Origin of the sequence: Streptomyces sp. NPDC050448 (assembly GCF_040655295.1) — a bacterium.
Taxonomy (GTDB): Bacteria; Actinomycetota; Actinomycetes; order Streptomycetales; family Streptomycetaceae; genus Streptomyces.
The window spans coordinates 268,158-280,494 of sequence record NZ_JBFAJR010000002.1 but is presented as its reverse complement, the minus strand read 5'-3'; the positions used below and the strand labels follow the sequence as shown (position 1 = coordinate 280,494).

Genomic DNA, 12,337 nt, shown 5'->3' with positions numbered 1-12,337 from the left:
TCCGCTTCCCGCGGCCGGGGCAGCGTTGTTTCCGGCGGCCGGCCGGCCCGGCGGTACGGGGCGTACCGGTCTCAGCGCCGGACCGCGCACAGCAGGCCGTCGCCCACCGGGAGCAGGGCCGCCTCCAGTGCCGGGCTCTCCCGGACGCTGCGCAGCAGCTCGCGTACGCGCAGCACCTCGATCTGCTGGGCCGCGGAGTCGACGGTGCGGCCGTCGGAGAAGACCCCCTCGAAGCACACCAGGCCGCCGGGGCGCAGCAGGCGCAACGATTCGGCGAGGTAGTCGAGGGACTCGGACGGGTCCCCGTCGCAGAAGACGAGGTCGTACCCGCCGTCGGCGAGCCGGGGGAGTACGTCGAGTGCGCGGCCGGGGATGAACCGGGCGCGGTTGCCCGCGAAGCCGGCGGCGCGGAAGGCCTGGCGGGCGAAGGCCTGCCGGTCGGCCTCGGGATCCACGGTGGTCAGCACCCCGTCGGGGCGCATGCCGTGGAGGAGGTGGATGCCGGAGACGCCGGTGCCGGTGCCGATCTCGGCGACCGCTTTGGCGTCCGCGGTGGCGGCGAGCAGGCGCAGCGCGGCCCCGGTGCCGGGGGAGACGGAGCGCAGGCCCGCTTCCCTGGCCCGGTCGCGGGCCCACCGCAGAGCGTCGTCCTCGGCGACAAACGCGTCGGCGAACGCCCAGCTCGTCTGCCGGTTGCCGGTAATGACCCTCTCCTGTCCCCATAGTTGGCGCAACGGTGACTGTATCCGTTGACGTCGGGAACCCGCAGATGGGACCGGGCGTTGAAGAAAACAGCGGCGGAAAGACCGAGCGCGGCAAAAGGGGCGTACGGGCAGGGCGCACCCGGGATAGATGGGGACGGCACCGGGCAGATCGACGGCCCGGCGTATCGAAGGCACGTGCAAAGTTACTGCAAAAATGCTTATCCGGAGCTGACGGGAGGGGTGGCTATGGTAGGGACTCCACTGGACACCACCAGAGCCGATAGGGGAGGTGCGGCTGCGCCTGTGGATCGTGGGGGCGTATTCAGACGCCTCTTCTGGTCGGCGGGTGAGCCGAAATCCGTGACCAACATTGCTGACCGCTTCCACACCAATGCCACCGCAACCACCGCGACCTTTGCCGCCGATGCGGGCACCCAGGCGTGGACGCCTCCCTCATGGGAGGAGATCGTCAGCACGCACAGTGCGCGGGTCTACCGCCTCGCCTACCGCCTGACGGGCAACCAGCACGACGCCGAGGACCTGACCCAGGAGGTCTTCGTCCGCGTCTTCCGCTCGCTGTCCACGTACACGCCGGGCACGTTCGAGGGCTGGCTGCACCGGATCACCACCAACCTGTTCCTGGACATGGTCCGCCGCAAGCAGCGGATCCGCTTCGACGCGCTCGCCGACGATGCCGCCGAGCGGCTGCCGAGCCGTGAGCCGTCCCCGCAACAGGTCCTCCACGACACCCACTTCGACGCGGACGTGCAGCAGGCGCTGGACACCCTTGCGCCCGAGTTCCGCGCGGCCGTGGTGCTGTGCGACATCGAGGGCCTGTCGTACGAGGAGATCGCGGCCACGCTGGGCGTGAAGCTCGGCACCGTGCGCAGCCGCATCCACCGAGGCCGTTCGCATCTGCGCAAGGCGCTCAAGCACCGGTCTCCCGAGGCCCGTGCCGAGCAGCGTGCGCTGGCGGGAGTGGCGGTGGGCGCGCCGGGTGCCGGGGGAGAGGGCGGAGCCGAGTGAGCGGAGTCAGTCCGTCTCCCGCCGAACAGCACCTGGGCGACCGTCTCGCCGCCCTGGTCGACGGGGAGCTGAGCCATGACGTGCGCGAGCGGGTCCTGGCGCATCTGGCCACGTGCGCCAAGTGCAAGGCCGAGGCCGATGCGCAGCGCCGCGTGAAGAGCCTGTTCGTGGAGAGCGCGCCGCCGCCGCTGTCGGCCGGGCTGCTGGCACGGTTGCAGGGGCTGCCGGGCGACGGTCCCGACGGGCCGTCCGCTCCGCCCGGGGCGGAGCTCTTCGGGTACGTGGCACCGGCCGCACCGCAGCAGGGCTTCCGCATACACGAGGTGGGGCGTCCGCGCCACCGTCTCGCGTTCGTGGCGGCCGGGGCGGTCTCGCTGGCCGCGATCGCGCTGGGCGGCTCGCTGCCGGTCGACACCCTCGAGCCGAACGTGCGGGGCGAGGTCCCGGCGTCGCGGCCCGGCCCCGCGGTGCCGGTGGCCGATGCGGTGGTCCGGGACCGGGCGCCCACCCCGGGGTTCGTTGCCGGCCCGCGGCCCACGGGCCCGCTGCCGCCGGTCCATCCGTCGATCTCCGCGTCTCCCCGCCCGGTCTCCCTGACCCGCTGACCTGCTGACGCACTGACGTGCCCGCTCCCCGGCCCCCGGCAGCAGGGGACCGGGGGTGTGGCCCCGGGCGGGGGACCTGGTTGAATCTGCGGCAGATGCGCCGCCCGGCGGTGCTACAGGTACTCCCCGGACTCTCCCCCCAGCCACCGCTGGGAGGTGCCCCCTTCCGGGGGACCCGAGGGGAGCGCCCATGGCCGACCAGCAGCAGTCCGACACGGCTCCGTCGTGGTGGAGCCGCCCCGCCGCCCCGGCGGCAGCGGCCGGGGCGGAGTCCGGGTCGGATGCCGTGCCGGGAACAGAGGATTCCGCTCCGGCGGCCGAGCCCGCGCCACAGACTCCGGAGCCGGGGCCGCGGTACGACCCCTGGGCCGGCCGGCCCCTCCAGGTCGCCGACCAGGGCAAGGCACCGGCCGGCCGCGGCATCCGCCTGCGCCACGCCGTGGCCCTCGGCCTCGGGATCGCCCTCCTCGCCGGAGGCGTCGGCGGCTGGCTCGGCGTCCTCGCCGAGCGGCAGAGCAGCACCCGCCTCGAACTCCCGCAGGCCGCCGTCGAGAGCAAGGGCCGCGCCCCCGAGAGCGTGGCCGGGATCGCCGCCACCGCGCTGCCCGGCGTCGTGACCCTGCACGTCCGCGGCAGCGGGGGCGGCGGCACGGGAACCGGCTTCGTACTCGACCAGCAGGGCCACATCCTCACCAACAACCACGTCGTCGCCGACGCCAAGGACATAACGGTCACCTTCAGCACCGGTGAGAGCGTCGCCGCCGAACTGGTCGGCCGGGACGGCGGCTACGACCTGGCCGTGGTCAAGGTCGAAGGCGTACGGGGCCTGCAACCGCTCTCCCTCGGCAACTCCGAGAACGTGAAGGTCGGCGACCCGGTGGTGGCCATCGGCGCGCCCTTCGACCTCTCCAACACCGTCACCGCCGGCATCATCAGCGCCACCGGCCGGCCCATCACCGCGGGCGGCGACAAGGGCGACGGCAGCGACATCAGCTACGTCGACGCCCTCCAGACCGACGCCCCCATCAACCCCGGCAACTCCGGCGGCCCGCTCCTCGACGCCAAGGCCCGCGTGATCGGCATCAACAGCGCGATCCGGGGGGCCGACAAGGGGGACCCCGAGAAGCAGAGCGGCAGCATCGGGCTCGGCTTCGCCATCCCGGTCAACCAGGGCAAGCGCGTCGCCGAGGAGCTCATCCGCACCGGCCACGCCACCCACCCCGTCATCGGCGTCACCCTCGACATGGAGTACACGGGCGACGGGGCCCGCGTGGGCGCCAAGGGAGAGGGCGGCAAGCCGGCCGTCACCCCCGACGGCCCCGGGGCCCGCGCCGGGATCCAGGGCGGCGACGTGATCACCAAGGTGGACGGCGTACGCGTGCACGGCGGCGACGAGCTCGTCATCAAGATCCGGGCCCACCGCCCGGGTGATCCGCTCACCCTGACCGTGCTGCGCGACGGCCGGGAGCGCACCCTGGAGCTGGTCCTCGGTTCGGCGAACGGATCATGACCAGATGGAGAAACCGAGGCTGATGCAGCACCGATGTATGGGCCCGTCGGCAACGCCGGGTACCGTGTGTCGTGGCCCGAAGTGAAGAGAGCCGAGGAGCGGCAAGGTGTTCAACGACATAGGCGCACTCGAGCTGGTCACGATCGTGGTGCTCGCCATTCTCATCTTCGGCCCGGAAAAGCTGCCCAAGGTGATCCAGGACGTCACCGGGGTCATCCGGAAGATCCGCGCGTTCTCCGACAGCGCCAAGCAGGACATCCGGTCCGAACTCGGTCCCGAGTTCAAGGACTTCGAGTTCGAGGACCTGAACCCGAAGACGTTCATCCGCAAGCAGCTGACCGAGAACGAGGACCTCCGGGAGATCCGCAGCAGCTTCGATCTCCGCAAGGAGCTGAACGACGTCACCGACGCCGTGAACAGCCGGGAGGCTGACCCCGCCCCGGCCGCCGCCGGCACCTCCGCCGCGCCCGCCGCCACCGCCACCTCCGCCGCGCCCGCCGCCACCGGCCCGGACCTGCTGAAGAAGCCCGCCGCCCCGGCCGCCGACCAGCGCACCCCGTACGACGCCGACGCCACCTGAGTTCGAGCCTTCCCGGCGATCCGGGGTCCGGTGGCTATCCTCCATGAGTCCGGACCCAGGAGGCCCCAGGGTGGGGGTCCCCCCGACGAGATGTGGGGGAGGGCCGTTCCGGACCCCACGGAACGAGAGGCCGCATCGATGGAGACGACGAGCAGTAGCCGGGTAGGGGTGCAGCCCGCCGAGGCGCCCGCTCCCGCTGCCGCACCAGCAGAACCAGCCGCTGCACCCCCGCAGCCCGCCCCCGCACAGCCCCAGGAGGCCGCTGCACCCGTCCCGGCGGCCCGCCGGACGGCCGAGGGGTACCTGCGGGCCGATTTCCCCTGGTACGGGCTGGACGGGGCCTTCACGGGCCCCCGCTGGCTCATGCAGGTGGGCACCGGCGCCGACGGCACCGTCGAGCACGGTTCCACCGGCCACGGCGACGAGCCCTCCGCGCGCGGAGAGATCGCCACCGGCGAGAAGGAGCGCTTCGCGGTGGTCGTCACCGTCGCGAGCAACCCGCTGCGCCGCAGCAGCGACGGCACCGGCGTCCTGGAGGCCACCTCGGTCTCCTCGGCGGCCTGGCTGGCCGGCTCCGGGCTGCTGGCGTACAGCTGGCCCGGCCAGATGGACCACACCCTGCGCGACGACTGGCTCGACCAGCAGACCGAGGCCGCGTGGGAGCTCGCCGACGACCTCGACGGCGCGGACTGGTCGACGCTCTCGCTCCCCGTCGACGGGGAGCCGACGCCGTTCCACTACCGCGAGTCCGAGTTCGGCTGGGTGCTCGCCGGCTCCACCCGGGGCGGGGTGCACCTGGGCGCGTACGGGCGCGGCATGAGCGCGTACGGGCTCGGCTTCTCGGTGATCGGCGACATCGCCTCGTACGAGTAGCGGTACGCGGTACGAGGCACGGGGAGCAGTACGGGAAAGGGCACCGCCGGCCGGTGGTGCCCTTCACGCTGCGCGGCCCGGATCCGGGCAGGAGATCTAGAACTTGTTGCGCGGGGTGATGCCCAGCGACATACCGGCCAGGCCGCGCGCACGGCCGCCCAGCTTGCCCGCGATCGAACGCAGCGCCGCACCGGCCGGGGAGTCCGGGTCCGACAGGACGACGGGCTTGCCCTCATCGCCGCCCTCGCGCAGCCGCACGTCGATCGGGATGGAGCCGAGCACCGGGACGGTCGCGCCGACCGTCTTGGTGAGGCCGTCGGCGACCTTCTGGCCACCGCCCGAGCCGAACACGTCGACCATCTCGTCGCAGTGCGGGCACGGCAGCCCGGACATGTTCTCGACGACACCGACGATCTTCTGGTGCGTCTGCACGGCGATCGAGCCGGCCCGCTCCGCGACCTCGGCCGCGGCCTGCTGCGGGGTGGTCACGACCAGGATCTCCGCGTTCGGCACCAGTTGGGCCACGGAGATCGCGATGTCGCCCGTACCCGGCGGCAGGTCCAGCAGCAGCACGTCCAGGTCGCCCCAGAAGACGTCCGCCAGGAACTGCTGCAGTGCGCGGTGGAGCATCGGCCCGCGCCACACCACCGGCGCGTTGCCCGGGGTGAACATGCCGATGGAGATGACCTTCACGCCGTACGCCGACGGCGGCATGATCATGTTCTCGACCTGGGTCGGGCGGCCGTCCACACCCAGCATGCGCGGCACGCTGTGACCGTAGATGTCCGCGTCCACGACGCCGACCTTCAGACCGTCCGCGGCCATCGCCGCGGCCAGGTTCACCGTCACCGACGACTTGCCGACGCCGCCCTTGCCGGACGCGACCGCGTAGACGCGGGTCAGCGAGCCCGGCTTGGCGAACGGGACCTCGCGCTCGGCGGTGCCGCCGCGCAGGGAGGCCGCCAGCTCCTTGCGCTGCTCGTCGCTCATCACGTCCAGCGTGACGGCGACCGAGGTGACGCCCGCGACCCGCTCGACGGCCTCGGTGACGTTCTTGGTGATCGTCTCGCGCATGGGGCAGCCCGACACGGTGAGGTACACCGTGACGGCGACCTCGCCGCCGTCGCCGATCTCCACCGATTTGACCATGCCGAGCTCGGTGATCGGCCGGTGGATCTCGGGGTCGTTCACCGTCGCCAGCGCGTCGAGGATCGCATCCTGCTCTGGCACGGCGGCGGAGCTTGTGTCGGTAGCCATGTCCCGATGGTACGGCTCGGTAGCCTGCCTCAGGAAAGGCCGCTAGCGGTCGCCTTCGTCACTCTCGAGCGGGAATAGGCGCCGCTCGTCCATCTCCTTGATCAGGTCCTGGAACTCCGACCGGATCCAGTCGCGGGTCGCGACCTCGCCCAGGCCCATCCGCAGGGCGGCGATCTCCCGGGTCAGGTACTCGGTGTCGGCGATGGAGCGCTCGTTCTGCTTGCGGTCCTGCTCCAGGTTGACCCGGTCGCGGTCGTCCTGCCGGTTCTGCGCGAGCAGGATCAGCGGGGCGGCGTACGAGGCCTGCAGCGACAGCATCAGCGTCAGGAAGATGAACGGGTACTGGTCGAACCGCAGGTGGTCGGGCGCGAAGATGTTCCACAGCACCCACACGATGATGACCAGGGTCATCCAGACGATGAACCGGCCCGTGCCGAGGAACCGCGCCACCCGCTCCGACAGCCGCCCGAAGGCCTCCGGGTCGTACTCGGGCAGCAGCGAGCGGCGCGGCGCCCGCGGCTGGTCGAGGCGGACCCGCGAGCGCGTCAGCGCACTCGATCCGGTCGAGTGCCCGGCCTTGGTGCGCTCGGCGCGCTCCGCCGCCCGCTCCGCACGCTCGGCCCGGTCGTTGGCCTCGGCGAGCCCGTGCTCGCGCGACTGGAGCCGCGCCTGCTCGCGCCGCTCCCGGATCTGCTCCCGGCGCCGCTCACGTGCCCCGTCGCGATCCCCGCGCCCCCGCTCAGTGGCCACGCACGGCCTCCTCGGAGTGGAAGTCCGTCTCCCGCCAGTCTTCGGGCAGCAGGTGGTCCAGTACGTCGTCCACGGTCACCGCGCCCAGCAGCGAACCGCTCTCGTCGACGACCGGCACGGCGACCATGTTGTACGCCGCCAGGTAGCTCGTCACCGCCGGCAGCGAGGCGTCCGGGCGCAGCGGCGGCAGGCCCGTGTCCGCGATCGAGCTCACCAGCGTGAACGGGGGGTCCCGCAGCAGCCGCTGGAAGTGCACCGTGCCCAGGTACTTGCCCGTCGGCGTCTCGTCCGGCGGCCGGCACACGTACACCTGCGCGGCCAGCGCCGGCGACAGGTCCGACTGCCGTACGCGGGCCAGCGCGTCCGCGACCGTCGCGTCCGGGCGCAGCACGATCGGCTCGGTGGTCATCAGACCGCCCGCGGTGTTCTCCTCGTACGACAGCAGACGGCGCACGTCGGCCGCGTCGTCCGGCTGCATCAGCGTCAGCAGCCGCTCCTTGTCGTCCTCCGGGAGCTCCGAGAGCAGGTCGGCCGCGTCGTCCGGGTCCATCGCCTCCAGGACGTCCGCGGCGCGCTCCTCCTTCAGCTTGCCGAGGATCTCCACCTGCTCGTCCTCGGGCAGCTCCTCCATGACGTCCGCGAGCCGGTCGTCGTCGAGGGCGTTGGCCACCTCGGCGCGCCGCTTCGGCGTCAGGTGGTGCAGGACGTTCGCCACGTCGGCCGGGCGCATCTGCTCGAAGGTGGCCACCAGGTTCTCGGCGCCCTGGCCCTCCTCCTCCAGCGAGAAGCCGGTCACCGCCGACCACTCCACGGTCAGGGTCTCGCCGCGCCGACGCAGCGCGCCGCCCTTGCCCTTCCGTACGAAGATCTTGTCGATCTCCCAGTCGCGGCGGGCCGGCAGCTGCTGGATGGCCACGTCGAGGACGGTGACCTCCTCGCCGGTGGCCACCAGCGTCACCCGGCGGTCCAGCAGTTCACCGAGGACCAGCCGCTCGGTGGGCCGCTGCTCGAAGCGCCGCATGTTGACGACACCGGTGGTGATGACCTGTCCGGACTCGACGCCCGTCACCCGCGTCATCGGGAGGAAGATCCGGCGCCGGCTGACCACCTCGACCACCAGGCCCAGCAGCCGTGGCGGACGGCCGCCGACGCGCAGCATCGCGACGAGGTCGCGGACGCGGCCCACCTGGTCGCCGGCAGGGTCGAAAACGGGCACACCCGACAGATGCGAGACGAAGATCCGTGGGGCGCCACCAGCCATGCGAGCGCCTCCTAGAGCGTCGATCCTCAGTCCTGCCGCCCCTCAGGCTAGCCCGTGCCCCGGGAGGGCGTCCTGGTGGGGCGGTCCGCCCGGGGGCGGCCGGGGAAGGAGGGCCGACCACCCGCCCGGCACGGGAGCTACGGCCGGGTACGCTGCCTGCTGCTCGAAACCGCACGACGAGAGGTACCCGCCCGTGACTGCCTACCTCCCCGCCGCACGGCTGCGCCGGGCGGCCTTCGTCGGTGTCCTGTTCGCGGGCCTGGCCGTCACCGGCGCGGGCTGCGGGCCGGACCCCGACGAGGGCACCAACGGGGTCGGCAAGCTGTCCGCCGACCAGATCGAGAACAAGGCGAAGGCCGCGGCCGGCGCCGCCGACTCGGTGCACCTGTCCGGCACGCTCGTCAGCGGCGGCAAGTCCTTCACGCTCGACATGCGGCTGGGGAAGGACGGCGGCTCCGGCGAGCTGAAGTCGAAGGACGACACCTTCCAGCTGCTGCGGGTGGGCGAGCAGCTCTACCTCAAGGCGAGCGCGGCCTTCTGGGGCAAGTCCGACTCGGCGGGCAAGCTCGGCGACAAGTACGTGAAGGTGCCCGAGGGCGACCCCACGTACAAGCAGTTCCGCGGGTTCACCGACATGCACGTGCTGCTCGACGGGCTGCTCGGACTCGACGGCAAGCTCGCCAAGGGCGACTACACCAAGGTCGGGCCCACCCGCGCGGTCCTGGTCACGGCGGATCAGGGCAAGGGCGGCAAGCTGTCGGTCTCCCTGGAGGGGACCCCGTACCCGCTGCGCCTGGAGCGGGCCGGCGGCGCCGGCCGGGTCGACCTCGCGGAGTGGGGCAAGGCCTTCCCGCTGGAGGCGCCCGCGCAGGACCAGACCGTGGACTACGGGTCCCAGATGCCGACGACCAAGGAGCAGGGCGGGGGGTCCGCCCCGGCCCCGAGCCCGAGCAAGGGCTCCGGCCAGGGCTCGGACCCGACGAAGTAGCCGACGGGGCAGCCGCCGGAAGCAGCCGCTCGAGCGGAAGCCGATCCGGGCTCCAGCGGGCTCGAGCGGAAGCCGATCCGGGCTCCGGCGGGCTCTAGCGGGCCGCCTTCTTCCGCTTGAGCAGCAGCTTCGGCAGGCCGGCCGGGACGGGCCGGCGGGTGACGGCCGGCGAGCCCAGCGGGGCCGCGGCCAGCGATCCGCCCGGCAGGTCGGTGCTCGCCGCCACCGGCTCCAGCCGCAGCAGCCGGCACTCGCGCGCCCACCGCTCGGTCATCTCCTCCGAGTCGGGCGCGTTCAGCCGCTTCCCCTTGAGCTCGGCGACGGCCGCCTGCCACTCCTCACTGCGGGGCGCGAGCTCCCGTACGGCCGCGGTCCAGGCCACCAGCCGGCCGCCCTTGTCCTTGCTGCGCACGGTCACCTCGGCGGCCCCGCCGTCCGCGAGCCCCGGGAACGGCTGCTCCCCGGGTCCGTCGCCCAGCACGTAGGCCGCGCCGTCCGCCCAGGCGTGCCACAGGGCCCGGTCGGCCCCGGAGCCGCGGACCCAGATCAGGCCGGACTTCTTGGTGGCCTCCTCGACGAGGGCCAGGTCGAGCGTGCTGAGAGTCATGCGCAACAGAGTAGGGGGTACCCGCGCAGGCGCCCGGGGGGCCTACAGCCAGCCGTTGCGGCGCAGCGCCCGGTGGATGGTGAGACAGCTGGCGACGATGGCGGCCATCACCAGCGGATAGCCGTAGCGCCAGTGCAGCTCCGGCATGTGTTCGAAGTTCATCCCGTACACGCCGCAGATCATCGTCGGGACGGCGATGATCGCCGCCCAGGAGGTGATCTTGCGCATGTCCTCGTTCTGGGCGACCGTCGCCTGCGCCAGGTTGGCCTGGAGGATCGAGTTCAGCAGCTCGTCGAAGCCGACGACCTGCTCGTGCACCCGCGCCAAGTGGTCGGCGACGTCGCGGAAGTACTTCTGGATGTCCGGGTCCACCAGCCGCATCGGGCGCTCGCTCAGCAGCTCCATCGGCCGCAGCAGCGGGGCGACGGCCCGCTTGAACTCCAGCACCTCGCGCTTGAGCTGGTAGATGCGGCCCGCGTCGCCGCCGCGCGCACTGCCCTTGGCGGGCGCGGCGAAGACCGCGCTCTCCACCTCGTCGATGTCGTCCTGGACGGCGGCCGCGACCGCGATGTACCCGTCGACGACGTGGTCGGCGATGGAGTGCAGGACGGCCGACGGGCCCTTGGCCAGCAGCTCGGGGTCGTCCTGGAGCCGGTGGCGCAGGGCCCGCAGGGAGCCCTGGCCGCCGTGCCGGACCGTGATGACGAAGTCCGGGCCGGTGAAGCACATCACCTCGCCGGTCTCCACCACCTCGCTGGTGGCGGTCAGTTCGGCGTGCTCCACGTAGTGGATCGTCTTGAAGACGGTGAAGAGCGTGTCGTCGTAGCGCTCCAGCTTCGGCCGCTGGTGCGCGTGCACGGCGTCCTCCACGGCCAGCGGGTGCAGGCCGAAGGCGGCGGCGATCCCCGCGAACTCGGACTCGGTCGGCTCGTGCAGGCCGATCCAGGCGAACCCGCCGTCCGCGCGGACCCGGGCCATCGCCTCACGCGGCGTCAGGCAGGCCGATCCCAGGGCGCGTCGGCCGGCCCGGTACACGGCGCAGTCGACGACCGCGCTGCTCGCGGACGGGTCGCGGGTGGTGTCGTAGCCGGGCTGGACCGGGGTGGACCTGCGCAGGGCCGGACGTACGGCGGCACGCAGGTAGGGCAGCATCGACATGGCAGGCTCCTTCGCACGCACGGCTGCGGACCGTACGGGTGGGAGGTCCCTTCCGGGTGGCACGGCCGCGGCGGGCGGGCAGGCCCGGGCAGACGGAAGGAACAGGACGGGAGGACAAAGTTCTGCCGTCGCTCTTCGACTGATCAGATGATCAAACGGGCCGGAACGTGCCCGTACAGGAAGTGGAAGAGCGGTTGGTACTGCACGATCGACTTCGATCCATTGCAGCCCCACCTCCTCCGGCCGGTCCCCCGTGGAGGACGTCCTGTCGCCGGATGCCCCGAAACAACTCTTTGAGAGTGTGGCCCCGACCAGCGGTCAACGTTATCAGCCGACGGATGGTCAAGCCCCTTCCTTTACCCGGCTGATACGAGTTCTATGCTCGCTTCATGGCAGAAATTCTGGCTCTCGTCGAAGCCCGGCTGCGCAGCGCACTCGGCGAACCCGACGCCCGCGCCGCCGTCACCTTCCTCGGCACCGACCGCATCGAGGTGCTCCGCTTCGCCGAGGGCGACCTCGTGCGGTACGCGACCCTCGGCATGTCCGCGCATCCGATGACCGACCCGACCGCCGTGGTCGCCGACCCGCTGCGCGGTCCGCGCGCCGAGCTCGTGCTGACCGTACGGGCGGGCCTGGCGCCCACCGACAAGCTGCTGCGGCCGCTCGCCGTGCTGGGCGCCTCGCCGCAGGTGGAGGGGCTGGTCGTGGCCCCCGGCGCCTCGCTCGACGTCGGCGGTCCGCTGTGGGACGGGGCGCCGTTCACCTCCGTACTCGTCGCGGAGCCGGGCGGACTGGTCGAGGACTTGGAACTCGAGGAGCCGATGGACCCGGTGCACTTCCTCCCGCTCCTGCCGATGACGGCGAACGAGGCCGCCTGGAAGCGGGTGCACGGCGCGGCGGCGCTCCAGGAACGCTGGCTGTCGCACGGCACGGATCTGCGGGATCCTCTCCGTACCGCCGTGGCGCTGGACTGAGACATCCGGACGGGTGATCGTGTCTTGACGGGGCGCCGGGCGGG

At 72.4% G+C, this 12,337-nt stretch carries 12 protein-coding genes and 1 pseudogene; 7 read left to right on the top strand and 6 right to left on the bottom strand.

The window, feature by feature from the left end:
* Positions 1 to 71 precede the first annotated feature (71 nt).
* Positions 72 to 734: a class I SAM-dependent methyltransferase gene (locus AB0I68_RS04055; protein ID WP_363175592.1), complete on the bottom strand. Its 663-nt coding sequence runs from the start codon at positions 732 to 734 to the stop codon at positions 72 to 74.
* A gap of 216 nt (positions 735 to 950) precedes the next feature.
* On the opposite strand from AB0I68_RS04055, the gene sigE reads away from it, so the two are divergent.
* The 5 genes and pseudogenes from sigE to AB0I68_RS04030 all read left to right on the top strand — a co-directional run bounded on the left by sigE (position 951) and on the right by AB0I68_RS04030 (position 5,298).
* Positions 951 to 1,730: an RNA polymerase sigma factor SigE gene (gene sigE, locus AB0I68_RS04050; protein ID WP_363175591.1), complete on the top strand. Its 780-nt coding sequence runs from the start codon at positions 951 to 953 to the stop codon at positions 1,728 to 1,730.
* Positions 1,727 to 2,137 (top strand): annotated as a pseudogene (locus tag AB0I68_RS04045) (zf-HC2 domain-containing protein); the annotation flags it as partial. The gene sigE and the pseudogene AB0I68_RS04045, both read left to right, overlap by 4 nt.
* 388 nt (positions 2,138 to 2,525) lie before the next feature.
* Positions 2,526 to 3,845: a trypsin-like peptidase domain-containing protein gene (locus AB0I68_RS04040; RefSeq protein WP_363175590.1), complete on the top strand. Its 1,320-nt coding sequence runs from the start codon at positions 2,526 to 2,528 to the stop codon at positions 3,843 to 3,845.
* Between the two features lie 106 nt (positions 3,846 to 3,951).
* On the top strand, positions 3,952 to 4,425 hold the full coding sequence (locus tag AB0I68_RS04035; RefSeq protein WP_363175589.1) for a sec-independent translocase: 474 nt from the start codon (positions 3,952 to 3,954) through the stop codon (positions 4,423 to 4,425).
* A gap of 138 nt (positions 4,426 to 4,563) precedes the next feature.
* The gene (locus AB0I68_RS04030; RefSeq protein WP_363175588.1) at positions 4,564 to 5,298 is read left to right on the top strand and encodes a hypothetical protein; all 735 of its coding nucleotides are present in this window, start codon (positions 4,564 to 4,566) and stop codon (positions 5,296 to 5,298) included.
* Positions 5,299 to 5,394: 96 nt separating this feature from the next.
* On the opposite strand, the gene AB0I68_RS04025 is transcribed toward AB0I68_RS04030, so the two are convergent.
* The 3 genes from AB0I68_RS04025 to AB0I68_RS04015 all read right to left on the bottom strand — a co-directional run bounded on the left by AB0I68_RS04025 (position 5,395) and on the right by AB0I68_RS04015 (position 8,566).
* A complete protein-coding gene (locus AB0I68_RS04025; protein WP_363175587.1) occupies positions 5,395 to 6,555 on the bottom strand; it encodes an Mrp/NBP35 family ATP-binding protein in 1,161 nt (386 codons plus the stop codon).
* Positions 6,556 to 6,597: 42 nt separating this feature from the next.
* Positions 6,598 to 7,104: a DUF1003 domain-containing protein gene (locus AB0I68_RS04020; RefSeq protein ID WP_363175746.1), complete on the bottom strand. Its 507-nt coding sequence runs from the start codon at positions 7,102 to 7,104 to the stop codon at positions 6,598 to 6,600.
* A gap of 190 nt (positions 7,105 to 7,294) precedes the next feature.
* Positions 7,295 to 8,566 (bottom strand): CBS domain-containing protein, encoded by a 1,272-nt coding sequence (locus tag AB0I68_RS04015; RefSeq protein WP_363175586.1) that lies wholly within the window; start codon positions 8,564 to 8,566, stop codon positions 7,295 to 7,297.
* 193 nt (positions 8,567 to 8,759) lie between these two features.
* Between AB0I68_RS04015 and AB0I68_RS04010 the strand changes: the two genes are divergently transcribed.
* A complete protein-coding gene (locus AB0I68_RS04010; RefSeq protein ID WP_363175585.1) occupies positions 8,760 to 9,554 on the top strand; it encodes a hypothetical protein in 795 nt (264 codons plus the stop codon).
* A gap of 94 nt (positions 9,555 to 9,648) precedes the next feature.
* Here AB0I68_RS04010 and AB0I68_RS04005 read toward each other — a convergent pair whose 3' ends face one another.
* Complete coding sequence (locus AB0I68_RS04005; protein WP_363175584.1) at positions 9,649 to 10,161, bottom strand: hypothetical protein; 513 nt, start codon at positions 10,159 to 10,161, stop codon at positions 9,649 to 9,651.
* Between the two features lie 42 nt (positions 10,162 to 10,203).
* A complete protein-coding gene (locus AB0I68_RS04000; protein WP_363175583.1) occupies positions 10,204 to 11,319 on the bottom strand; it encodes a magnesium and cobalt transport protein CorA in 1,116 nt (371 codons plus the stop codon).
* A 389-nt stretch (positions 11,320 to 11,708) separates the two neighbouring features.
* On the opposite strand from AB0I68_RS04000, the gene AB0I68_RS03995 reads away from it, so the two are divergent.
* Positions 11,709 to 12,293 carry a suppressor of fused domain protein gene (locus tag AB0I68_RS03995; protein WP_363175582.1) on the top strand — a complete coding sequence of 195 codons (585 nt, stop codon included), beginning with the start codon at positions 11,709 to 11,711 and terminating at the stop codon, positions 12,291 to 12,293.
* Positions 12,294 to 12,337: the final 44 nt, after the last annotated feature.